Source organism: Streptomyces sp. RKAG293, assembly GCF_023701745.1.
Lineage (GTDB): Bacteria > Actinomycetota > Actinomycetes > Streptomycetales > Streptomycetaceae > Actinacidiphila.
This window is the reverse complement of the sequence record NZ_JAJOZB010000001.1, coordinates 8,580,073-8,603,025: the sequence shown is the minus strand read 5'-3', so window position 1 is coordinate 8,603,025 and position 22,953 is coordinate 8,580,073. Positions and strand designations below refer to the sequence as shown.

Here is a 22,953-nt window from a genome sequence, read left to right as displayed (position 1 = left end):
CAGTTTCAAGTCGCGGGGTGGGCATGCGGATCGGTGAACTGGCGGCGCGCACCGGGGTCAGCGAGCGTTCGCTGCGCTACTACGAGCAGCAGGGCCTGCTGGCGTCCGACCGGACGCCCGGCGGCCACCGCGACTTCGCCGAGCGGGCCGTCGACCGGGTCATCCGCATCCAGGAGCTCTACGCGGCCGGACTGCACAGCTCGAAGATCGCCCGGATCCTGCCCTGTATGCGGGACGAGGACGGCGGCCCGTCGGTGTGTGCCACCCCGGAGCTGGTCGCCGAACTCACCACCGAGCGGGACCGGATCGACCGGATGATCAACGAGCTGCTGCGTTCCCGCGGTGTCCTGGACGAGGTCATCGACACCGCGGCCGGCTCCGTCGGCGCAGACCCGGCCTAGCTACCCGGGCCCGGGGCTGGGTGCCGAGGTGCCGGGGTGCCCGTCAACTGTCCAGGCTCGCATGGAAGTCGTTCAGGACGGCGGCACCCTGCCGCGGGTCCTGGAGCATCCACCAGTGCCCGAGACCCTCCAGCACGGCCTCCCGGGCGCCGAACCGGACGGCGGCACGGTGCGCGAACTCCGGTCCGCCGACGTACCTGTCCTCGGTCGCGTTGATGACGAGTCCCGGGGGCAGCTCCGACCGGTCGAGCCCGATGCCCCATTCCGTCAGGGCCGGCTGCGCGGCCGAGCGGTACAGCGCCAGGATGCATGCCCCCATCGCGGGGCCCGATGCCCGAGCGGAGGACTCCGCGGCCTCGGCGGTCATCCCGAGGGCGACGAGCCCCGCGCACCGCTCCTCGACCGGAGCGCCGAACATCGCCGCGACCGCTTCCTCACCCGCTCCGGGTGTCTGCCAGATCTGCGCGAGTTCGTGCCAGACGTAAGCCGGATCGGCTCCCCCGACGATGTCGCTGCACCATGACCGGACGAGTCCGGGCCGGGTGGCCACGACGCGCTGGACGTGGCCGCCGCCCCAGTCGTGCCCGACCAGGTCGATCGGCCCTTCGATGCGCTCCAGCTCACCGACGAGCCAGTCCAAGTAGCCGTCCGCCGTCGCGGCGAAGCCTTCCGGTACGGGCGCGCCGAATCCGGGGGGCGACAGGGTGACGACATCGTCGCGGCCCAGCTCACGGCGTAGCGGCGTCCAGATCTCGGCGGTCTCGGGAACACCATGAACGAGGACAAGAGTCATCGGGAACCTCCAAGAGGGTCGTTGCACGAGCGGGCGATGCTGTCGCGTTCAGCGCCGCCCCGGCGACACGGAACATCACACCGGGTGCCGACAACTGTGCCGGAACGTCAACGAGGTTGAGCACAGGAGGTCCGTAGTGCCCGCGGAACACGGCTGGTCCCCCGGCCGCGGACCGGTCCCGTCGCAGGGTTCACGAGTCCAGCCACGCAGCGATCTCGTCGGTGTGCTCTCCCAGCCGGGGCGGGCGCCGGTCGTAGCGGGGCGGGGTGCGGGACAGACCGATGGGGTTGGCCACGAGGTCCATCGGCCGGTCGTCGGTCGTGACCGTGGCACGCGGCGCGAGCCCCAGCCGCTCGGCCAGCCCGAAGGCCTCCGCCAGGTCGTTCACCGGCCCGCACGGTACGCCCAGCGGTGTGAGGACCTCGAACCAGTCGGCTGCGGTGCGGCGTTCGAGCAGCCGGGAGAGCTGTCCGGCGAGTTCGTCGACGTGCGCGACCCGGTCGGTGTTGGTGGCGAACCGGGGATCGGCCGCCAGCTCCGGTGCTTCCAGTCCCTGGCACAGGGCGGCGAACTGCCGGTCGTTGCCGACGGCGATCACCATCGGGCGGTCGGCGGCGGGGTAGACCTCGTACGGGGCGATCGAGGGATGCCGGTTGCCCATGATCCCCGGCACCGCGCCCGCCAGCGTGAAGCCGCCGGCCTGGTTCACCAGGCTGGACAGCAGGGACGACAGCAGGTTGACCTCGACGTGCTGTCCCTCGCCGGTCGCATCGCGGTGCCGCAGCGCGGCCAGGACACCGATCGCGGCATGCAGGCCGGTGAGCACGTCCACCACGGCCACGCCCGTCTTCACCGGCTCGCCGGGTTCCGGGCCCGTCACGCTCATCAGTCCGCCGACGGCCTGCAGCAGCAGGTCGTAGCCGGGCAGGGCGGCGCCCTCGCCGGAACCGAAGCCGGTCACCGAGCAGTAGACGACGCCCGGGTTGACCGCGCGGGCCTGCTCGTAGGAGAGCCCGTACTTGGCCATGGTCCCCGGCCGGAAGTTCTCGAACACCACATCCGCCCGGCGGACCAGTTCGAGAGCCCGCCGACGGCTCGTCCCGTCGCCCAGATCGGCGGCGAAGGAGCGTTTGTTGCGGTTGACGGACAGGAAGTACGTGGCCTCCCCCTCGGCGTGCGGCGGGCCCCACGCCCGGGTGTCGTCGCCGGTGTCGGGGTGCTCGACCTTGACCACGTCAGCGCCGAGGTCGGCGAGGAGCATCGTCGCGTAGGGAGCGGCCAGCACACGGCCGAAGTCGGCGATCAGGATGCCTGACAACGGCAGTCGGACGGCATCGTTCACTGGGCACCTGCCTGGGAACTGGGGTGGTGGACGGGCGTCGCGCCGGACGGAAGCCACACACGGCCTGGACCGGAGTTCGGTCAGATCAGGCCGTGCTGCTGGGCGTACCGGGTGGCCGCCGAACGGTCGCGGGAGCCGGTTTTGGCGAAGATCCGGTTGATGTGGGTCTTGACGGTGTTGCCGCTGAGGAAGAGTTCCGCGGCGATCTCGGTGTTGTTGCGACCGCGGCCGATGAGGGTGAGGATCTCCACCTCGCGGCGGGTCAGACCGTCCGGAGGTTCGGCGGTCGGTGCCTGCTCGGGCGGATCCTCGGACTGCCGTGGACCGGCTTGCGCGGCGGCCAGCAGGGTGGCCTGAACCTGCGGGTGGAGCACGCTGAGGCCGGCGGCGGCGCTGTGCAGGGTGTGGGCGATGTCCCGCCGGTCGGCGTCCTTCGTCAGATAGCTGCGGGCGCCTGCCTGGAGGGTGTCGAGCACGGAGCGGTCGTCGGCATAGGTGGTCAGGACGACGATGGCCACCTCCGGGTGCTCGGCGGTCAGCCGCCGGGTGGCCTCGATGCCGTCCATCACCGGCATGTGCAGATCGAGCAGGATCGCGTCCGGGTGGTGCCGGGCGACCAGGTCCAGGGCCTCCTGGCCGTCGGCGGCCGTGCCCACGACGTCGAGGTCCGGGAGCAGGTCGAGCATGAGCGCGAGGCCCTCCCGCACGCTCGCCTGGTCGTCGGCCACGATCACCCGCAGCGGCTTCTCCGGCGTGGTCATCGGGGAACCGTCGCGGTGACGGTCCAGCGCTTGCCGTCCGCGGCGCCCGCCGTGAGGGTGCCGCCGAGCAGCAGCAGGCGCTCCCGCATGCCCGTCAGGCCGTAGCCGCCGTCGAGGGTCGCGAAGCCGTGGGCGGCCGCGGCTCCGAGCGGATTGGCGATACTCATCGTCACGTTGTCGTCCCCGTAGGTCAGTGTGAGCGTCACCGGCTGGTGCGGCGCGTGTTTGGCGGCGTTGACGAGGGACTCCTGAGCCGTACGCACCAGGGCCAGCGTCTGGTCCGGCGGCAGCGGTACCGGACCGCCGTCCACCCGCAGGGCGACCGGTGTGCCGTGGCGCTGTTCATGGGTGGCGGTCATCCGGGCCAGCTCCTCGTCGAGAGGGAGCATGTCGGTGCGCAACGCGTGCACGGCACGGCGTGTTTCGGTCAGTCCGTCGGAGGCCATCCGCTGGGCCACCGCGAGCACACCGTCCGCCCGTTCCACATCGGGGGTATCGGCGAGGAGGGCGCGGGCGGCCTGGATCTGGATGCCGAGCGCGCCGATCGAGTGCGCCAGCACATCGTGGATCTCGCGGGCGATGCGCGTGCGTTCGTCGAGGACGGCGCCGCGGCGCTGCTCGGCCCGCAGTTCCTCCGACCGGGCCCGCAGTTCCTCGGACTGGGCCAGCAGAGCCGCGCTCTGGTCCGCACGGAGCCGGTAGGCGCGGCGGTTGAAGCCCGCCAGCAGACCGAGCATCAGCAACAGCGGGATACCGAGCGCCTTCGCCGGGCTCGCATCGGTGAGCAGAGCGCCCACCTCGGCCGCGACCACCCCGCCACCGAAGACGGCCCAGGCGGCCGTCAACCGGGCTTCGGTACCGGCGTCCATGACGGCGATCACGCCGAGCGCCACCAGGGAGGTGACGTCCTCCTGGGCGCACACCCCCGCGGAGACGGCCGTGATCAGTCCGAGAAGCACCGGCAGCGCGGGTGCTGTGCCACTGCGCTTGATCACCGCCGCGCACACCACCAGCAGGATCCCGCACAGTGCGTAGGCCGTGACGGTGACCGGCAGCGCCACCGGCCCCAGCGAGGCCCGGAGGAAGACGTCGACCCCGATCAGGCCGTACGCCCCCGCCCTGATGAGCCAGGACACCGTGCGCAGCATGAGCTCACGATAGCGGTCACGATCACGGGCGGCCGTCATGCGGTCCGCGCCGCGGAGCCCGGACGGCAGGGCGGGGTGGCCGGGCGCGACCGGGAGCTCCGCAAGGTGGAGTCCCATCGCTACCTCCGGGTGGTCGGCCGGTCGTACGGGTTGGTCGGGTTCGACGGGCTGGACGGGTGTGAAGTGCTGGACGGCTTGGAGGATGTGCCCGTCAGGCCGTCAAGGCGCGAGTTGAGTTCCCGCAGACGGCCGCCGAGGAAGACGGAACCGTCCTTCTCCTGGGCGAACGGGATTCCGGACCGGTGAGCGCGCCGGGTGATCATGGCGGCCTGTGCCAGGCGGTTGATGCCGAGCATCAGGACGATCGGTGCGGAGGACGCGGCGACATGGGCTCCCATGCTGCTCGCGAGCAGCATCAGGGTGAGGCGGGATCCGACGAGGGCCGCCCACAGCCACAGGCTGCGCGCCGGCATCTGGCCCCACAGGCCACCGTCGCGGTTGCGGAGCCGCATCATCGATCCCTGTCCGGTGCCGATCGCGGCCGCGATCACCGCGCCGACCACCAGCAGCGCCACGTCCGCGGGCCGCACCGCGCCGTGCCCGCCGAGCCGGGTCAGTCCGACCACCGCCAGGACGAGCGGCAGCAGGATCACCCGCTTGCCCCGCAGCGGCTCTCCGAGGAGCTGGCGTCCGATCACGTAGGCCACGATCGCGATGACGGCAAGCACTTCCAACATGTCTGCGCCCTCCTTCTGTCGATGCGGGTGGCGGGCCGTCCAGCCCGACACCTGCGACGTTAGGGAGAGAGCCCCCGCTCGGGCGTCACACCGCGGGGTGAGGTCCGGGGTGACGTCCGGGTCACCCCTGGAGCCGTATCGGGGCTCGGCCGGTCGCCTGGGTACTACGCGGTCCCGGGCAGGTCACACCGGATCTGGACCCGTGCTCCGATTCCGCCGGCGGCCGAACGGCCGAAGGTGAGGGCATCGCAGGAAATGAAGCCTTCACCACCAGGGAGCACACCTTGCTGTCGCAACTGACCGAGGCAATGATCGTCAACGGCGCCGTGCTGGTGGCCGTGCTGGAGAGCGACCTCGGCGGTCACCGCAAGATCGGCACGTTGCGGATCCTGCGGCCCGCGCTGATCGCCGGCGCCGTCATTCCGCTCTTCCTCGAGCAGCCGGCCACGCACGGCACCGGCCTGGTGCTGGAGACAGCCGCCATCGCCGTCGGATTCCTCTGCGGGCTCGCCGCCGTCGGCCTGATGCGGGTCTACCGGAGCCCTCGGACGGGCCTGCCGGTCAGCGGCTCCGGAGCGCCGTACGCACTCCTCTGGACCGCGGTCATCGGCGCCCGCGCCGCCTTCTCGTACGGATCGGCCCACTGGTTCCCGCAGCAACTGACCGACTGGTGTGTGAGCCACGACGTCACCGGAGCGGCCATCACCGACGGGCTGATCTTCATGGCCGTGGCGATGCTGCTGACCCGCACCATCGGCCTGGCCCACCGCGCCTACCGGCTCCCGGCCGTCGCCACCGCCTGAGCCGGACCACGTCCCCGGCCGACACACCCGAACCCCGGCTCCGGTCCGCCCCTCAGGGCGATCCGGAGCCGGGGTTCAGTGCGTAACGGCGCTCCACAGGAGTCCGGCCCGGTGGCCTCAGGAGCCTGACGGGCGGTCACGGCCCCTGTACGGAAACGTCATCCCGTCGTGACGACCTCGGTGTCGTAGAAGCAGAAGTGGTCCTTGATCGCGGCCACTTCGTCCTTCGGCTCGTGGTACCCCCAGACCAGATCGGCCGCGCCTGGCACCGACCAGTACGAGGCGTCCCCCTTGAACGGGCAGTGCGTGCTGGTGTCGGAGGCGGTGAGCAACTCCGTGCGCACATCCCCTGGCGGCAGGTAGTAGCGCACCGGACAGCCCGTCTCACGGAGCTCCAGCGGGCGGCTGCTCTCCGCCAGGACCTGTCCGTCGCGCACGACACGTACCGCGGTCGTGCCCTCTTCGATGGTGATGCGGTGTCCATTCGTCATACCCAGTGCAGCGCCCGGGGACGGTCGGTTCTTCCCACTGCGGCCGCCCAACGGCACACCATTCCGCCCACCGTTCCTCATGAGGCTCCGGCCACAGCGGCGAGATCCGGCACCCGCTGCTTCCGTTCCCTGGCGGCGAGCGCCCGGGCGACCGGGACCTGGCCGCCGGCGAGCGCCACGGAGACGGCCGCCAGTCCCGACCACAGCGCCGCCGGTCCCGCGTGTTCGAGGATCTGGGTGCTGACGACCGGCGCGGCGACGCCGGCGATGCCCCAACTGATGCCGTAGACGGCCAGGTAGCGGCCGGTGCCGCCGGGTGGGGCAAGGTCCGCGACGAGTGCGTAGGACCGTCCGAGGATCACCAGGTCGCCCAGGCTCCAGACGACCGTGGCCAGCAGCGAGGCCGTCATGGTGTGCGCTGCCGCGTAGCCGGTCAGCCCGGCCGCGAGCAGGACGTAGCCGAGCGCGAGCGCCGCGGGCGCGGACAGCGCCGAGAGGCGCTGGAGCCGCAGCAGCGGCTGAGCGGCGACGATGGTCACCGCGGAAACCGTGAAGAGCACTCCCGCGTCCGCCGGTCGCATGCCGCGGCGCGCCAGAGACAGCGGAAGCGACATCATGACCTGCAGGTACACCAGGGCGTACACGGTGCCGGACGCGAGCATGAGGAGCAGCACCCGATCGCGCCACGGCTTGGTGCCGGCGGCAGGTTCGGGGGATGCCGGCCGGTACGCGGCCCGGCCACCTCGAACGGGACGGTCGCCGGGCAGAATGATCCGGATGATGACCGCGCAGGCCAGGCAGCTCAGTGCGTCGGCGACGAACAGCCAGCGCAGGTCCCACCGGCCCAGGCCCGCCGCGATCAGACCGGCTCCCATGCCGCCGACGGCCAGGGCGGCGTTCAGCAGGCTGTAGGCGCGGACCCGGTCGGCGGGGCCCACGGAGTCGGCGATCATCGCCTGGCTCGGCGGTTCGTACAGCTCGAAGACGAGCCCGAGCAGCACGGCGAAGACCGCGGCCTCCGTCAGCGAGCCCGCCGCGGCGATGCCGAGCTGGGCGACGGCGCAGCCGGTCAGGCCGAGGACGATGGTGCGACGCCGTCCGAGTAGGTCCGCGAGGCGGCCGCCGGCCAGCCGTGACGGGATCGTCGCGAGCCCGAAGGCGGCCGAGACCAGTCCGGCGGTGGCGACGCCCGCTCCGAAATCCGTGCTGATGAGGACGGTGAGGAACGACAGGGAGAAGGCCCCGAGCCGGTTGATCGCCCTGGCGGCGAGCAGCAGCCAGACGGTGCTGGGCAATCGGCCTCCGCGCGCCATGAGTCCCATACACGTCCCCGCATCTTCGTCACTGGTGAATCGACTATTGTCAGTGACGGACGTTAGGCCCGGAGGGAGTAACTGGTCAAGTGCTATTCGACAGTCACATGGCGGTCCTGCTCGATGCGGGCGTTTCGCTCGTCAACGCGTTGACCGACGGCGAAGCGCGCGGCAAGCCGTTCACCGCCCCGCGCGGCGCGGACCTCCCCGCAGCCGTCGACGCCGCGCTGACCGCGTCCAGCGCCGGCCCGGGCACGATCGAGCCGGCGCAGGCCGCACACCTGGCCGGCACGGCGCAGAAGCTGCGACGGGTCTTCGAGGGCGTGAGCGGCGGCCGCATGGATGACGCGGTCGCGGTGCTGAACGAGCTCCTGCTGTCGAACGGCGCCCGCCCGCAGCTGGACCGTGTCGAGGGCGAGCCCTGGCAGGTCCATTTCCATGGCGCGGACGACACCCTTGCGGTGGGGTGGAGCGCCGGCTGTGCGACCGGCCTGGCCATGGTGATAGGCGGCGACCTCGCCGGCCGACTCGGCGTCTGCCAGGCGGTCCAGTGCGATCGCGTCTACGTCGACACCTCACGCAACGCCGGCCGCCAGTTCTGCTCGACGGCATGCCAGAACCGCTCCAAGACGGCCGCGTTCCGCGCGCGCCGGGCCACGAAGCCCTGAGCGCATCTGGTCTTGCGGGCAGGTGCCGTCGATGGGCTTGCACCCGGCCGGGGCATGTTCCTCGGCCGGATGGAGCACTGCGAAGAGTGCGGCAGGACGCGCCGCCTGAAGCTGGGCACGTGAGTGCGAGGTCGGACCCCGCGCCACGCTCCCCGGGAGGTACGCACGTGCTGTCACGATCGTCCGGACGCCGCAGGACCCGCCGCCTGATGCCGGTCGCCGTGGTGATCGCCGCCGCGGCGGCCGGCGGGCTCGTCCAGCCCGCGCACGCCGGGGACGAGGCCCGCCCCCAGCCCGACCAGGCACTCCAGCGCAGCATCCAGAAGCTGGTCGACACCGCGGGCGGCCCGCCCGGAGTGATCGCCGCACTCAAGCGCGGCGACCGGACCGAGGTCTACCGGGCCGGTGTCGGCGACCTCGAGACCGGCAGCCCGCTGCACGCGACCGACCACATGCGGCTCGCGAGCCTCTCCAAGGCGTACAGCGGGGCCGTCGCCCTGCGGCTGGTGGACCGGGGGCGGCTCAAGCTCGACACCACGATCGGCGAGCGGCTGCCCTCGCTGCCCGCCGCCTGGTGCAAGGTGACGCTCCGCCAGCTGCTCAACCACACCAGCGGACTGCCCGACTACACCGGGTCCGCCGAATTCCGGCGGACCCTGGGCGCGGACCCGCACCACGTCTTCGATTCGCGGAAGCTGCTCGACTTCGTCGCCGACGAGCCGCTGGTCTTCCCGGCGGGCGCGCGGTACCAGTACTCCAACTCCGACAACATCGCCGTCGCGCTGATGGCCGAAGCGGCGACCGGCCGGCGCTACGAGGACCTCCTCAAGGAGCTGGTGTACCAGCCGCTGAATCTGCGGCAGACCAGCCTCCCGCAGGGCTTCCGGCTCCCCCGGCCCTACCTGCACGGCTACGCGGTCGACCCGCCCGCTCCGGCCGAGGACGTCACCGAACTCTTCGGCTCGTCGGGCGTGTGGGCCTCCGGCGCCGTCGTGGCGACGCCGAACGACCTCACCGCGTTCATCCGCGGCTACGCCGGCGGCAGCCTCCTGTCACCGCAGACCCGCAAGCAGCAGCTGACCTTCGTCCCCGGCGGAGCGTCGGAACCGGCCGGCCCGGGTGTCAACGCGGCGGGGCTGGCGATCTTCCGCTACACCACCCGCTGCGGGATCCTCTACGGCCACACCGGCAACACCGCGGGCTACACGCAGCTGGCCGCCGCGACCCCGGACGGCAAACGGTCCCTGACCTTCTCGATCACCACCCAGACCAGCAAGAGCATCAAGCCCGAGCTGCTCGCCCAGGTCCGCACCGTCGAGGAAGACTTCGCCTGCGCCCTGCTGCGTCGCTGAGGTCTTGCGGACTCGTCGTACGAGCCGTGCCGTACGCGCCTCAACGGGCGCGGAAGGCCTGGCGGTAGGCGGTCGGCGAGACGCCGATCGTGGTGGCGAGGTGCTGGCGGAGGGAGACGGCGGTGCCGAAGCCCGCGTGGGCGGCGACCTGGTCGACCGGCAGGTCGGTGGTCTCCAGCAGGCGTCGGGCATGGCCGACGCGCTGTTGGACGAGCCACTGGCCGGGGGGCATGCCGACCTCGTCGTGGAAGCGCCGGCAGAACGTCCGGACGCTCATACGGGCGTGCTCCGCCAGCTCGGCCAGCGAGATGGGCCGCTGCAGCTGCCGCAGGGCCCAGTCGCGGGTGGCGGCGGTGCTGGCGGTCGAGGGCTGCGGCATCGGGCGCTCGATGTACTGGGCCTGGCCGCCTTCCCGCCAGGGGGGTACGACGCACAACCGGGCCACCCGATTGGCGATGTCGCTGCCGTGGTCGCGGCGCACCAGATGCAGGCAGAGGTCGATCCCGGCCGCGACACCGGCCGCCGTGAGGACCTGGCCGTCGTCGACGAACAGCACGTTCGCGTCGACCTGGATCCGCGGGAAGGTGCGCTGGAAGTGGTCGGCCTCGTTCCAGTGGGTGGTCGCGGAACGGCCGTCGAGCAGACCGGCGGCGGCCAGCACGTAGGAGGCGGTGCAGATCGAGACGATGCGCGCTCCCGGCGGCAGGAGGGCGAGCGCCTGGGCCAACTCGTCGGGCAGCCAGTCCCGTTCCTCGTCGGGGCCGCAGGCGAAGGGCGGGATGACCAGAGTGTCGGCGCTGCGGAGGGCCTCGCTCCCATGGGCCACGGTGATGGCGAAATCGGCACTGGTGGTGACGGGTTCCCCGTCCAGGCTGCAGGTGACGACGTCGTACAGTGCCTCGCCGTCGCGCCCGGCGGCGGTGCCGAAGATGCGCACGGGGATGCTCAGTTCGAAGGGATAGACGCCTTCGAGGGCCAGGACCACGACACGATGCATGGCAAGATTCTTTCAGATGCTGGCAATCTTGCCACTCGTTCCCGGCGGCGAAATGCGAAAACCTTGATCCCAACGGGCCACAGGGGCCCGGCGAACAGGGGAACAGGGGAACAGGGGAATGACGATGCGTGCGATCGGCCAGGACGAGTTCGGCGGACCCGAGGTGCTGAAGGTCATCGAGGTGGAGCGCCCGGAGCCCGGGCCGGCCGAGGTGCTGGTGCGGGTGCACGCGGCCGGGGTCAATCCGACCGACTCCTGGCACCGGGCCACCGGCGGCCTGGCCGGCACCGTGATCCGGCTCGGCTGGGACGTCTCCGGTGTCGTCGAGGCGGTCGGGCCCGGGGTGACCACACTCGCCCCCGGCGACGCGGTGTTCGGGATGCCGCGCCACCCGGTCCCGGCGGGCACCTACGCGGAGTACGTGACCTCCCCGGCCCGGCACCTGGTCCGCAAGCCCGCCGGACTGACCCATGTACAGGCCGCCGCGCTGCCGCTGGCCGCGCTCACCGCCTGGCAGGCCCTGGTGGACGTCGCCGACGTGCGCCCCGGACAGCGCGTGCTGATCCACGCCGCGGCGGGCGGCGTCGGCCACCTCGCCGTCCAGATCGCCAAGGCCCGCGGCGCCCACGTCATCGGCACCGCCCGCTCGGCCAAGCACGACTTCCTGCGCGGCCTCGGAGCGGACGAACTGGTCGACTACACCCGGACCGACTTCGAGACCGCCGTCGCACCGGTCGACGTCGTGATCGACACGATCGGCGGCGAGTACGGGCCGCGCTCACTGCGCACCCTGCGCGAGAGCGGCACCCTGGTCGCCCTCGCCTCCCCGGCCGAGGCGTACCTGGCGGACCAGGCCCGCCCCTTCGGGCTGCGCGCCGCCTTCATGGTCGTCGAAGCCGACCAGGCGGGCATGCGGGAGATCGCCGCCCTCGCCGAGGCGGGCCTGCTGCGCCCCGGGATCGACACGGTGCTCCCGCTCGAGCGGGCCGCCAAGGCCCATGAACTCGCCGACAGCCGCCGCACCACCGGCAAGATCGTCCTCACCGTCACCGACTGACCCGCATCGTCACCGACCGACCCGCGGAAGGACTCGCCCGATGACCACGTTCGTGCTCATACCCGGCGCCTGGCACGGCGCATGGACCTTCGAACCACTCGCCCGCCGGCTGCGCGCACACGGACACCAGGCCTTCCCCCTGAGCCTGACCGGAGTGGGCGACCGCAAGCACCTGCTCACCCACTCGGTCAATCTCGACACCCATATCGACGACGTCGTCAACCTTCTGACGGACCAGCAGATCACCGACGCCGTCCTCGTCGGGCACAGCTACGGCGGCATGGTGATCACCGGCGCCGCCGACCGCACCCCCGAGCGAGTGGCCGGACTGGTCTACGTCGACGCGCTGGTCCCCGAGGACGGCGACTCGTGCTGGTCCCTGGTCACCGGCCAGGAGCGCGAGTGGTACCTCAACGGCGCGCACGAGACCGGCTTCACCAGTGCGCCACTGCCGTTCTTCGACCCCCGCGCCACCCCGCACCCGCTGGCCTCCCTGCTCCAGTCGGTCCGTCTGGCGGGCGGACTCGACCGGTTCGGGAGCAGGGACTACGTCTACGCCACCGGCTGGGACGGGCAATCCCCGTTCACCGGGCTCTACGAGCGGCTGCTCGACGACCCCGCCTGGCGCACACACGCCCTGTCCTCCGGCCACAACGTGATGCGGGACGCTCCCGACGAGCTGCTGAAGGTCCTGTTGGCGAGCGCGGAGGACTCAGCAGCGGAGGTCTGAGGGGCGGGGCACCGGGAGCCGAGGACCGACAACCGGCGTCAGAACGCTCCGGCCTGGCGTCGGACTCGCGCAGCAGACGGGCCGCGGTCGTCATGCGCCAGCGGGTCCGGACGGCTCTCTCGGCCGTGTGCCCACAGCGCCAAACATACTCAGCCGTCGGTCGCACCGTCACCCGGTGCCGCGGTGCGCGCTCCGGCACGGGTGGCGCCGATTCCCGCGACCACGACGAACCCGACGCCGACCGCGGAGGCCGGGCCGGGGATCTGCCCGAGGCTGACGAGGCCCACTGCGAGCGCGATGGCAGGCTCCAGGCTCATCAGGGTGCCGAAGGCCGTGGTGGTGAGCCGGCGCAGGGCGAGGAATTCCAGGCTGAACGGGAGCACCGGATGCAGCGCGGCCAGCGCCAGGCCGGTGAGGATCAACGGCCAGGTCAGGTGGCTCAGTTCGGTCGGCGCGGCGAAGAACGTGGCGACGATGGCGGCGACCGGCATGGAGAGGGCCAGCCCCTTCAGTCCGGTGACCTGGTCGCCCACCTTCTGGGTGAGCGCGATGTACACGGCCCAGCAGAGCGCGGCGGCCAGCGCGAACCCGACCCCGACGAGGTCGGTGCCGCCGTGCCAGGGCTCGGTGAGCAGCACCACGCCGACCCCGGCCAGCAGGGCCCATATCCTGCGCCCGCCCGCGGCACCGTAGAGGGACAGGCCGAGCGGTCCCAGGAACTCCAGCGCGCTGGCGGTGCCGAGCGGGATACGGGTGACCGCGCACATGAAGAGCACCATCAGGCCGGCGGTCGCGGCGCCCAGGACGGTGCACGCGAGGAGGTCCTTCCGCGTGAAGTCCGACGGGCGGGGCCTGACCAGCACCAGGAGCAGGATTCCGGCCCAGGCGAGCCGCAGCCACGCGGTGCCCAGCGGACCGAGCTGGTCGAGCAGCGGGACGGACAGCCCCAGGCCGAGCTGGACGCAGGACATGGACGCGACAGCCATGAGCGCTCCGCCCCGGGCCCCGCCGGGCAGCCGGCCGAGGGCGGAGGAGGCCGCGGGAACGGTGGGAGCGGCGGTGGCTGCGGAGGTCATGGCTCCAGTAGAGGGCCGACACATCGTTGATGTCCACGTGGCGATCATGGACAGTCCGTTCAGGAATACTGAACAATGGCGGGATGGAGACACGGAGGCTGGAACTGTTGGCGGAACTGTCCCGGCTGGGGTCCATGCGGGCCGTCGCGGACGTTCTCGGCACCACGACCTCGACGGTGTCGCAGCAGATCGCAGCCCTGTCCCGGGAGACGGGCACCGTGCTGGTGGAGCCCGACGGGCGCCGGGTGCGGCTGACGCCCGCCGGGCGCCGGCTGGCCGAGCACGCGGTGACCATCCTCGCGGCGGTCGAAGCGGCGCGGCTCGACCTGGGTCCGGAAGCGGAACCCAACGGCACGATAAGGATCGCGGGATTCGCCACCGCCATCCGCAGCTTCCTGCTGCCGGTCATCACGGATCTGGCGGCGAGCCATCCACGCGTGCACATCCTGATCCGGGAGCACGAGCCCGCCGAGGCTCTCGCGCTGCTGACCGGCGACCAGGCGGACCTGGCGCTGACCTACGACTACAACCTCGCTCCGGCGACCGTCGACCCGTCGTTGACGGCGACACCGCTGTGGACGGCGACATGGGGTCTCGGCGTTCCCGCGCTCGCCACCGCCTCGGCCGCGCCCACCGGAACGGCCCAGGAGGTGTTCGCCGGGTTCCGCGAACACGACTGGATCGTCAACTCCCGCAACACCGCGGACGAGCACGTCATTCGCACACTCGCCTCCATGGCCGGCTTCAGCCCCCGGATCACCCACCAGGCCGACAGTCTCGACCTCGTCCAGGACATGATCGCCGCGGGCCTGGGCGTGGGCCTGCTGCCCATCGGCCACGCCACCTACCCCGCCATCCGGATCCTGCCCCTCACCTCCCCCAGCGTCGAGTTGCACTCCTACGCCGTCGCCCGACAGGGCCGGCTGAACTGGCCGCCGCTGGCCCTCGTCACCGGCCTCCTCACCGACCGTGCCGGGCACATGACCCCGGGCCACGACGGTCTCGACGCACCGGGAAGGTGACCGGGGTCGTGACCGGGCGGGCATCACCGCCCCGGAGCATGCCCGCACCCCGCTCCCCGCACCCCGCTCCCGGTGGCGTTCGGCCACCGGCGAAACTGGACCCATGATCCAGTCCCGGCAGCCCGTCACTCTCGTCCCGGTCTCCCCCGAGTCCGCTGAGGCGCGCGGCCTGATGAGGGCCTACTTCGACGACATCCTCAGCCGGGCGTACGGACGCCGGGCCACCGGCACCGAGATCGACGCCGTGCTGCACAACGCCCCCAGCGACGATCTCGCCCCGCCACACGGCCTGTTCCTGGTGGCCCGCCAGGCCGACACCGCCGTCGCCTGCGCCGGCCTGCTCCTGCTGCCGCCCGCGACCGCCGAGATCCGCCGCGTCTACACCGCGCCGCCCGCCCGCGGGCAGGGCATCGGGGCGCTCCTCCTCCAGGAACTCGAGACCCGCGCCCGCGAACTCGGGGTGACGCGGATGCGGCTCGACACCCGTGACGACCTCGTCGAGGCCCGCAGGATGTACGCCCGGTTCGGCTACGAGGAGGTGCCCGCGTTCAACGACGACCCCCATGTCGACCACTGGCTCGCGAAGACGCTGTCCTGAACCTCCCCGAACCTCCCGGACGATCACAGCGATGTGAGTCATGCCGAACCAACCGGCTCCGCGGCACCAGTGCGTAACCTTGCGCCATGCCTGTCATGCAACTCCTCGACCTCCGACATGCCCCGGCCCTACTGGAGTTCGAGCAGAAGAACCGGACCTATTTCGCCGCGTCGATTCCCGACCGTGGTGATGACTACTTCGCCCACTTCGATGCCCGGCTCGATGAGCTGCTGACCGACCAGGCCGCGGGGCTGCTCCACTTCCATGTGCTGGTCGCCGACGACGGCGCGGTGCTGGGGCGGGTCAACCTGGTTGATGTGGAAGGGGGTTCGGCGGAACTCGGGTACCGGATCGCCGAGGAGGCCGCAGGGCGCGGGCTGGCAACCGCCGCCGTTCACCAGATCTGCGAACTGGCTGCCACGGAGTACGGCCTGACCGCACTGCGGGCCAGGACCACACTCGACAATGCCGGCTCACGGGCCGTACTGGCCCGAACGGGATTCACCCCCATCGGCGAAATCCGGTTGAGCGGTCGCCCGGGCCTCAGCTTTGTACGGAACCTCCCGGCAGCCCGGCCGAGCGACGACTCACCCGCCTCGCCGTGAGAAGAACCTTGGAAAACGATCTCGACGCACTCAGAGCCGGGCGTGGGCGGTGATGTCCGCGCTGAACTCCTCGGTCATCGCGGGGGTGACGGTCGGCCGGCACTGGGCGATCGCCGCCAGGTAATCACCGGTACTCGCCCCCGGCGGCCCCTGCATGCCCGCCCCGCCGCCGATCGACTCCAGGTCCCGTTCGAAGGACGCCTGGGCGGCGGTGCGGGCCGCGTGCTCGATGTCCGCCGGGGTGAAGAGCTCACTGGCCGTCACCAGAGCCGGCACCTCCACGTCGGGGCGGCCGCCGGTGTACCGGGACCAGATCGCCGAGCGGGCGGCCGCGTCCGGCGTACCGATCGGGATCAGGTAGTCGAAGCGGCCCGGACGCAGGAACGCCGGATCCAGGGAGCGGATGGAGTTCGTCGCGCACACCAGCAGACGCTCGTCGCCCTCCCGGAAGCCCGGGATGAGCTTGAGGAGTTCATTGGTCACCCCGTGCATGCCGCCCGGCTGCACCGGCTCGGTGCGGACCGGTGCGACCTCCTCGACCTCGTCGATGAAGACCAGCACCCGCTCCAGCTCCGCGATCCGGGCGAACGCGCTGCGCAAGGCGGCGGCGAGGTTGCCCTCGTCCGCCAGCCGGGACGGCAGCAGCTCGACGAACGGCCAGCCGAGTTTGGACGCGATGCCCCGTGCGAACGTCGTCTTGCCCGTGCCGGGCGGCCCGAACAGGGCGATGGCCCGCGGCGGCCGGACCCCGTGCCGGGCCGCCCGCTCCGGCTCCGCCAGCGGCAGCACGACCCGCCGTTCGATCAGGTCCTTCTCCGCTTCCATCCCGGCCACCTTGCCCCACAGGTCGCCCGGCAGGAACCGGCCGCCGAGGTCTTCCAGCAGGCTCGCCGCGGGGCCGTGCGACGGTTCGACCTTCTCGAAGTAGGCCACCGCGGGCTGCCGGGTGTAGCCGGCGTTCAGGAGTCCCTCGCCGAGCAGGTCCTCCTCCGGCAGCACGTAGGCGATCCGGCCCACCCGCGCCGCGACGAGCCGCCGCTCCAGCTCCACCAGCAGGGCGCTGGCCAGTCCCCGCCCGCGCCAGACCGAGGAGATCGCGATGCGCATCACCCAGGCCCGCTCGCCGGCCACGCTCGCGAGCGCAGCGCCGATCGGGACGCCCTGGTGGACGGCGACCACCGCGGGCTGCCGGGACGTCAGAGCGCCGATGCACTCGGCGAGGGAGAAGACCGACTCCTGCCCGAGCTCGGCCGTGGTGTCGATCAGGTGGACCACTGCCGCGAGATCGCTCTCGCGGTAATCGTGGATGAGCCAGTTCACCGGTACCGCCCCTCGTCCGTGCCGTTTCGGTGAGGCTAGGGGCGGTGCCGGGGCGGGGCCCGCTCCACCGTGCACAATCCGGCGGACCGAACGCTACGTTCCGTCCGTAGGACCCGGACTCCGCTGCCCCTATGCGTCCGGACCCACGGTCGGGGAGGCCGGGGAGGCCGCATCGCCCGGGACGGCGCCGAGCGCGCGCCGCTGGCGGCCGATGGCGTCGGGGTCCCAGCCGGTGCGGGGTACGGAGGCCAGCAGCAGCCGGGTGTAGGGGTGCCGCGGCGCGGTGAGGAGATCGGCGACCGGCTGGTGTTCCATGGTCCTCCCCCGGTACATCACCAGCGCCTCGTCGCAGACGTAGCGCACCACCGCCAGGTCGTGGCTGACGAAAACCAGGCCGATGCCGGTGTCGCGGCGGATGTCCGACAGCAGGTTGAGCACCTGGGCCTGCACCGAGACGTCGAGGGCCGACACCGCTTCGTCGAGAACCAGAACAGCGGGCTCGACCGCCAGCGCACGGGCGATGGCGGCACGTTGCCGCTGCCCGCCCGACAGCTGACGGGGCAGCGCCGCCGACTCGCGGTCGCCGAGACCGACCTGGGCCAGCAGCTCCCTGACCCGGCCGGCCCTCGCCACACGGTCACCGAATCCGTGCAGCCGCAGCACCCCGTCGATGGTCGTCCCGACGCTGATCCGGCCGTCCAGCGAGAGGTAGGGGTCCTGGAAGACGATCTGCACGGCCTTCGCGCGGGCGAGCCGTGCCGCCCTTCCGCGCACCGTCGCGGCGATCGGCGCGCCCTGGACCAGGATCTCTCCGTGGTCGGGGCGTTCGAGACCGACGAGCATCCGCGCCGTGGTCGTCTTGCCCGAACCGGACTCGCCGACCAGGCCGAGGGCACCGCCCGGATGCAGGGAGAACGACAGATCGTCGACGGCGACCACCTGGGTGCCGGCGGTCGAGTAGGTCTTGCGCAGACCGCTGACCTGGAGCAGCGGGCCTCCGGCCGATGCGGCGGCCGGCGTGGGAGCAGGGGCGGGAGCGGGTGCGGTGTTCAACGGTCCTCCTCGCTGGGTGAGACGCGGACGGCCGCCATCGCCGGCCGGCCACCGATCTCGTCGGCCAGATGGCAGGCGACGAGCGCGGGGCCGCTGTGCGCTGTGGACGCCGGGACCTGGGCGGCAGGCGGTGCCAGGTCGGGCGCCGTCCGGTCGCAGACTCCCGGCCGGGCGTGCGGGCACCGGGCGGCGAAGGAGCAGCCCGGTGCGGATTCCAGCAGGCCCATGGGGACGCCGCGGATCGGTGTGAGGCGTCCGAGCGGACCGTCCAGGGGCGGCGTCGAACCGAGGAGCCCGGCGGTGTAGGGGTGCCGGGGCGCGGTGAGCAGTTCGGTCGCGGTCCCGGTCTCGACGATCCTTCCGGCGTACATCACATAGATCCGGTCGCAGGTCGCCGCGGCGAGATCGATGTCGTGGGTGATCAACAGCAGGCCGAGGCCGCGTTCGCGTTGCAGCCGGCGGAGGATCGCCATGATCTCCGCCTGGGTGGTCACGTCGAGCGCCGTGGTGGGCTCGTCGCACAGCAGCAGCCGCGGCTCCGCGGTGAGCGCTCCGGCGATCATGACGCGTTGCAGCATGCCGCCGGAGAGCTCGTGCGGGTACTGCCGCAGGTGCCGGGCGGGGTCCGGCAGGCCGACTGCGGTCAGGAGTTCCAGCGCGCGGGCGTTCGCCCGTGCCCTGGACCAGCCGCCGGTCAGCCGTAGCGACTCGGTGAGGAAGTCCCCGACGCGGCGCACCGGGTTGATGCCCGCCCGGGGGTCCTGGAAGATCATCGACGCCTTGCCGGTGCGCACCTCGCGCAGGCGTCCGGCGTCCGCCCCGACCAGTTCGGCACCGTCGACGCGGACCTGGCCGCCGATCGCGGCCCCGGCCGGGAACAGGCCCAGCGCGGCACGGGCGGTGACCGACTTCCCCGAGCCGGACTCCCCGACCAGCGCGACGGCCTCGCCGGCGGCGACGGTCAGGCTGACGCCGTCCAGGATCGGACGGGCCATGGCCGGCAGCGCCACACTCAGGTCGTTGAATTCGAGCAGCGGCATCAGGACTCCCTCCCCGCGAGCCGGTCGCCGAGGTTCTCCCCGACGACGTTGAAGGCGACCACGACCAGGACCACCGCGACCGCGGGAACGATCGCGGACAGCGGCTGCCCCTGCAGGACGGCTGCCTGCCCCTGATTGATCATCGAGCCCCAGTCGGGTGTCGGCGGCTGCACGCCCAGACCCAGGAACGACAGGGCCGCGAGGTCGAGCAGGGCGTACCCGAAGTTCACCGTCGACTGGGCGAGCACGGTCGGGGTGATGTTGGGCAGCAGCCGGCGGAAGGCGATGAACACCGCCGAGTGGCCCTGCACCTGGTAGGCGGCGATGTACGGCCGCGTCTTCTCCTGCGCCGTCAGACCGCGCACCAGACGGGCGGTGTAGGGCATGTACGCGATGGCCATGGCGAGCACCGGCGCGGTCAGTCCCTTGCCGAACAGGGCGACCGCGAGGATCGCCAGCAGCAGCGCGGGAAAGGCGAACAGGATGTCGAGCACCCGGCCGACCGCCGTGTCGACCCACCCGCCGCGCCACGCGGTGAACAGACCGACGGCGACTCCCAGGGTGGTGGAGAACAACACCACGGCGAGCGGGCCGGCGAGGCTGGTGCGGGTGCCCTCGATCAGGGCCGAGAACGTGTCGTGCCCGCCCAGGTCCGTGCCCAGCCAGTGCTCGGGCCCTGGCCCGGCGAAGCCGTTGCCCAGCTCACCGAAGGTCGGGTCCTGCGGGGCGATCCAGGGCGCGAACACAGCGATCAGGACGAAGAGGGCCAGCAGCAGCAGACAGCTCCGCATCAGCCATCCGCCGCCGGCCCGCCGCAGCCACATCAGCGGGAGTCGCCACCGGGACGGCGACGGGGCGGGCCGGTCGACCCGGCGGTCGGTCATGGTGGGGGAAGGGGCATTCATCGTGCGCTCCCTGCTGCTGCCGCGACGCGCGGGTCGATCAGCGGATACACCAGGTCAACCAGCGTGTTGACGACGACGAACGCGGCGACCACCAGCAGCACGATCGCCTGGACCACCTGGAAGTCCATCTCGTTCACGGCCTGCACCAGCAGCGAACCCACCCCGGACATCCCGAACGCTGTCTCGACGATCGCGGTGCTCACCAGCATTCCCGAGACCAGCAGCCCGGAGACGGTGACGATGGGCCCGAGCGCGTTGCGCAGCACATGGCGCCGCACCACCGACGACTTGGACATCCCCCGGCTGAGCGCGACCTCGACGTGTTCACGGCGCAGTTCGTCCAGCATCGCCGAGCGCGTCACCCGCGTCACCAGTGCCATGAACGTCACGGACAGGGCGATGGCGGGAAGCACCACATGGTGCATCCGGTCCAGCAGCCCGGTGCCGTTCCCGATCGTCGGGAACCAGCCCAGGCGTACGCCGAGCACCGAGCGGAGCATGATCGCCGCGACGAAGGACGGCACCGCCGCCCCCACGGTGACCATCAGCAGCACCGCCGTGTCGGTGCGCGTTCCGCGCCGCAGGGCCCCGACGATCCCGGCGCCGACCCCCACGACCGCGATCATCAGCGCCGCCGTGCCCACCAGGAGCATCGAAGCGGGCAGCCGGGACCACAGCACCTGGTCGACGCTCTGGTGGAACAGGTACGAGCGGCCGAGGTCCCCTTGGAGCACGCCCTGCAACCAGTGCCAGTACCGCTCGGGGAACGGGTCGTTGAACCCGTACTGCTCCCGTATCGCGGCGATCTCCTGCGGGCTCGGGCTGCGCCCGCGCACCAGGAAGCTGACCGGGTCACCCGGTGCCAGGTACAGCGAGGAGAACACCACGAACGAGGTGACCAGCAGCGTCACCGCCATCGTGAGCAGCCTGCGCAGCACCGACACCGCCAGGGCGCCGAACCTCCCGGCCCGCCGGGCACCGTCCACCGCGGTGGTCGCCAGGGCGGCTGTCATCCGCGGGCTCCGATCTCGGCGGCCCACGGGTAGTACAGGTAGGCGATGGACGGCTGGACCCCGGTGATCCGCTTGCCGAGGAAGACGCTCACCGGTTCGGTGTACAGCGGCAGCCAGGGCAGTTGCTCCATGGCCGTCTGCTGCGCCTTCCCGGTCGCGGCGGCCACGGCCGCCGGGTCCTGGGCGACGGTGGCCGCGTCGATGGCCGCGTCGAACTGCGGGTTCGACCAGTTGCCGTAGTTGCTGAACGCGCCGGTCTGCAGCGAGCCGTACATGTCCAGCGGGTCGGTGATGGACGTGTACCAGAAGGTGAGGAAGAGATCGATGCCCTTGCGGGCGGCGGCGTCGGTGAACAGCGCCGTGTACTTGTCGGCGGAGATGGTGTCGATCTGCGGGTTCAGCCCGATGGCCTTGGCCGCCTGCGCGACGGCCTGGGTGATGATGGTGGTCTGGGAGTCCAGCGGGCTGCTGGCGATCACGACCTTCTGCCCGGTCACTCCGGCCCGGGCGGCCAGCGCCTTGGCCTTCACCGGGTCGTAGGGATAGCTCGGCAGCGCCTTGAGCAGTCCCTTGACGGTGGAGTCGGGCGTACCGCTCCAGGTGTTCGAGCTGACCAGTGAGTCCGCGACATCGGCGACGCCGCCCGCGCCCGCCTTGACGATGCCCTTGCGGTCGATGGCCATCAGCAGGGCCTGCCGTACCCGGGCGTCGCCCAGCGGCCCCTTGAGGTTGTTGACGATCTCGGAGGCGACCGTGGTGTTCCGGCCGAAGTACAGCGTGCCCGCCTGGCTCGCCTTCAACTGGGCGTAGGCGTGCGGCGGGACCATCCAGCCGCCGTCGACCTCCCCGGTCTGGAAGGCGTTGACGCGTGTCGTCGGGTCGGACAGGAAGACGAACTTGACCTCGCCGGCCTTGGCCTTGAGCTTGGCGTCCCAGTACCCGTCGAAGCGCTTGAGCACCAGTGACTGGCCCGAGGTCCAGGACCCGAACGAGAAGGGGCCGGTGCAGTTCACACCCTTCGCCGGGTTGCCGTAGTCCTTGCCGTCCTTCTTCAGGGTGGCCGCGGACTCCACCGTGCCGGGGCTCGCGGCGAGGTACTTGTTGAACGTCGAGTCCGGTGACTTGAGGCTGACGGTGACCTGCGACGGTCCGGTCCGGTCGATCGACTTCACATTGCGGAACGGGTAGGCCCAGTTGCTGGCCACCTCGGGGTCGAGGTTGCGGCGCAGCGAGGCGACGACGTCGTCGGCGGTGAGGGTCGTACCGTCGTGGAAGCGCACACCGGACCGGATCTGGTACACCCAGCTGGTCGGTGTGGGGTGGGTGTAGGACGTCGCCAGGCCGGGTGAGGTCGTCAGGTCCGGGTTCCAGCGCAGCAGGCTCTCGCAGACGTTGGCGAGGATCTGGTTCGGCGGGTAGTCGAAGGAGTAGGCGTAGTCGATCGAGGTCGGCTCGGCGAAGAGCGACCAGGTGAACGAGTTGACCGGGCCCGCGGCGGCAGGGGTCTTCGCGGTGAGCCGGTACGCGGCGTCGGCGGTCCCGGCCTTCGGGTGGGCCGTGCCGCTGCAGGCGCTCAGGGTGGTGAGGGCGAGTGCGGCGGCCGCGGCTACGGCGGCGGTCAGGGTGCGGCGTACCGGGCGCCGGGCGGATCGCCGGTCAGGTCGCCGGACAGGGCTCGGACAGGCTGCTGGCATGGTGTTCCTCCGTGAGTGGTGCGCCTGAGGGTGC

General features: G+C 71.7%; 24 protein-coding genes. 9 read left to right on the top strand and 15 right to left on the bottom strand.

The annotated features are described in order from the left end of the window. The first annotated feature begins 23 nt into the window (after positions 1-23). Entirely contained in the window at positions 24-401 is a 378-nt protein-coding gene (locus LNW72_RS37915; RefSeq protein ID WP_250980465.1) for a MerR family transcriptional regulator, read from the top strand. Positions 402-444: 43 nt separating this feature from the next. Here LNW72_RS37915 and LNW72_RS37910 read toward each other — a convergent pair whose 3' ends face one another. The 5 genes from LNW72_RS37910 to LNW72_RS37890 all read right to left on the bottom strand — a co-directional run bounded on the left by LNW72_RS37910 (position 445) and on the right by LNW72_RS37890 (position 5,182). Next, a complete protein-coding gene (locus LNW72_RS37910) occupies positions 445-1,194 on the bottom strand; it encodes an alpha/beta fold hydrolase (protein ID WP_250979565.1) in 750 nt (249 codons plus the stop codon). A 190-nt stretch (positions 1,195-1,384) separates the two neighbouring features. Next, positions 1,385-2,536 carry a CoA transferase gene (locus tag LNW72_RS37905; RefSeq protein WP_250979564.1) on the bottom strand — a complete coding sequence of 384 codons (1,152 nt, stop codon included), beginning with the start codon at positions 2,534-2,536 and terminating at the stop codon, positions 1,385-1,387. Positions 2,537-2,616: 80 nt separating this feature from the next. Further along, positions 2,617-3,297, bottom strand: a complete 681-nt coding sequence (locus LNW72_RS37900; protein ID WP_250979563.1) for a response regulator transcription factor — start codon at positions 3,295-3,297, stop codon at positions 2,617-2,619. After that, positions 3,294-4,562, bottom strand: a complete 1,269-nt coding sequence (locus tag LNW72_RS37895; protein WP_250979562.1) for a histidine kinase — start codon at positions 4,560-4,562, stop codon at positions 3,294-3,296. Before LNW72_RS37895 ends, LNW72_RS37900 begins: the two co-directional genes overlap by 4 nt. 2 nt (positions 4,563-4,564) lie before the next feature. Next, positions 4,565-5,182: a hypothetical protein gene (locus tag LNW72_RS37890; protein WP_250979561.1), complete on the bottom strand. Its 618-nt coding sequence runs from the start codon at positions 5,180-5,182 to the stop codon at positions 4,565-4,567. Between the two features lie 284 nt (positions 5,183-5,466). On the opposite strand from LNW72_RS37890, the gene LNW72_RS37885 reads away from it, so the two are divergent. Further along, complete coding sequence (locus LNW72_RS37885; protein ID WP_250979560.1) at positions 5,467-5,985, top strand: hypothetical protein; 519 nt, start codon at positions 5,467-5,469, stop codon at positions 5,983-5,985. 158 nt (positions 5,986-6,143) lie between these two features. On the opposite strand, the gene LNW72_RS37880 is transcribed toward LNW72_RS37885, so the two are convergent. Both LNW72_RS37880 and LNW72_RS37875 read right to left on the bottom strand, forming a co-directional pair. After that, on the bottom strand, positions 6,144-6,476 hold the full coding sequence (locus tag LNW72_RS37880) for a DUF427 domain-containing protein (protein WP_374117382.1): 333 nt from the start codon (positions 6,474-6,476) through the stop codon (positions 6,144-6,146). A 77-nt stretch (positions 6,477-6,553) separates the two neighbouring features. Next, complete coding sequence (locus LNW72_RS37875; RefSeq protein WP_250979559.1) at positions 6,554-7,771, bottom strand: MFS transporter; 1,218 nt, start codon at positions 7,769-7,771, stop codon at positions 6,554-6,556. Positions 7,772-7,878: 107 nt separating this feature from the next. On the opposite strand from LNW72_RS37875, the gene LNW72_RS37870 reads away from it, so the two are divergent. Beyond that, the gene (locus LNW72_RS37870; RefSeq protein WP_250979558.1) at positions 7,879-8,457 is read left to right on the top strand and encodes a CGNR zinc finger domain-containing protein; all 579 of its coding nucleotides are present in this window, start codon (positions 7,879-7,881) and stop codon (positions 8,455-8,457) included. 209 nt (positions 8,458-8,666) lie between these two features. Further along, positions 8,667-9,809 carry a serine hydrolase domain-containing protein gene (locus tag LNW72_RS37865; protein WP_250980463.1) on the top strand — a complete coding sequence of 381 codons (1,143 nt, stop codon included), beginning with the start codon at positions 8,667-8,669 and terminating at the stop codon, positions 9,807-9,809. A gap of 40 nt (positions 9,810-9,849) precedes the next feature. Here LNW72_RS37865 and LNW72_RS37860 read toward each other — a convergent pair whose 3' ends face one another. Further along, positions 9,850-10,806, bottom strand: coding sequence for a GlxA family transcriptional regulator (locus tag LNW72_RS37860; protein WP_250979557.1), 957 nt, complete (start codon positions 10,804-10,806; stop codon positions 9,850-9,852). Positions 10,807-10,930: 124 nt separating this feature from the next. On the opposite strand from LNW72_RS37860, the gene LNW72_RS37855 reads away from it, so the two are divergent. After that, positions 10,931-11,863 carry an NADP-dependent oxidoreductase gene (locus LNW72_RS37855; protein ID WP_250980462.1) on the top strand — a complete coding sequence of 311 codons (933 nt, stop codon included), beginning with the start codon at positions 10,931-10,933 and terminating at the stop codon, positions 11,861-11,863. A gap of 40 nt (positions 11,864-11,903) precedes the next feature. Then, positions 11,904-12,593, top strand: coding sequence for an alpha/beta fold hydrolase (locus tag LNW72_RS37850; RefSeq protein WP_250979556.1), 690 nt, complete (start codon positions 11,904-11,906; stop codon positions 12,591-12,593). Positions 12,594-12,742: 149 nt separating this feature from the next. Here LNW72_RS37850 and LNW72_RS37845 read toward each other — a convergent pair whose 3' ends face one another. Further along, positions 12,743-13,669: a DMT family transporter gene (locus tag LNW72_RS37845; protein WP_250979555.1), complete on the bottom strand. Its 927-nt coding sequence runs from the start codon at positions 13,667-13,669 to the stop codon at positions 12,743-12,745. Between the two features lie 83 nt (positions 13,670-13,752). Here LNW72_RS37845 and LNW72_RS37840 point away from each other — a divergent pair, with 83 nt between their 5' ends. From LNW72_RS37840 to LNW72_RS37830, 3 genes are all read left to right on the top strand, one after another. After that, positions 13,753-14,691: a LysR family transcriptional regulator gene (locus LNW72_RS37840; RefSeq protein ID WP_250979554.1), complete on the top strand. Its 939-nt coding sequence runs from the start codon at positions 13,753-13,755 to the stop codon at positions 14,689-14,691. Between the two features lie 103 nt (positions 14,692-14,794). After that, complete coding sequence (locus tag LNW72_RS37835) at positions 14,795-15,289, top strand: GNAT family N-acetyltransferase (protein WP_250979553.1); 495 nt, start codon at positions 14,795-14,797, stop codon at positions 15,287-15,289. 86 nt (positions 15,290-15,375) lie between these two features. Further along, a complete protein-coding gene (locus LNW72_RS37830) occupies positions 15,376-15,894 on the top strand; it encodes a GNAT family N-acetyltransferase (RefSeq protein WP_250979552.1) in 519 nt (172 codons plus the stop codon). A gap of 30 nt (positions 15,895-15,924) precedes the next feature. Here LNW72_RS37830 and LNW72_RS37825 read toward each other — a convergent pair whose 3' ends face one another. The 6 genes from LNW72_RS37825 to LNW72_RS37800 form a co-directional block, all read right to left on the bottom strand. Then, positions 15,925-17,214, bottom strand: coding sequence for a bifunctional GNAT family N-acetyltransferase/ATP-binding protein (locus LNW72_RS37825; protein WP_250979551.1), 1,290 nt, complete (start codon positions 17,212-17,214; stop codon positions 15,925-15,927). Positions 17,215-17,343: 129 nt separating this feature from the next. Next, on the bottom strand, positions 17,344-18,267 hold the full coding sequence (locus tag LNW72_RS37820; protein WP_250979550.1) for an ATP-binding cassette domain-containing protein: 924 nt from the start codon (positions 18,265-18,267) through the stop codon (positions 17,344-17,346). Further along, positions 18,264-19,307, bottom strand: a complete 1,044-nt coding sequence (locus LNW72_RS37815; protein ID WP_250979549.1) for an ABC transporter ATP-binding protein — start codon at positions 19,305-19,307, stop codon at positions 18,264-18,266. The genes LNW72_RS37820 and LNW72_RS37815 overlap by 4 nt, the downstream gene beginning before the upstream one ends. Then, on the bottom strand, positions 19,307-20,212 hold the full coding sequence (locus tag LNW72_RS37810; RefSeq protein WP_250979548.1) for an ABC transporter permease: 906 nt from the start codon (positions 20,210-20,212) through the stop codon (positions 19,307-19,309). Before LNW72_RS37810 ends, LNW72_RS37815 begins: the two co-directional genes overlap by 1 nt. Then, positions 20,209-21,225 carry an ABC transporter permease gene (locus tag LNW72_RS37805; protein ID WP_250979547.1) on the bottom strand — a complete coding sequence of 339 codons (1,017 nt, stop codon included), beginning with the start codon at positions 21,223-21,225 and terminating at the stop codon, positions 20,209-20,211. Before LNW72_RS37805 ends, LNW72_RS37810 begins: the two co-directional genes overlap by 4 nt. Beyond that, positions 21,222-22,919: an ABC transporter substrate-binding protein gene (locus LNW72_RS37800; protein WP_250979546.1), complete on the bottom strand. Its 1,698-nt coding sequence runs from the start codon at positions 22,917-22,919 to the stop codon at positions 21,222-21,224. The genes LNW72_RS37805 and LNW72_RS37800 overlap by 4 nt, the downstream gene beginning before the upstream one ends. Positions 22,920-22,953 lie beyond the last annotated feature (34 nt).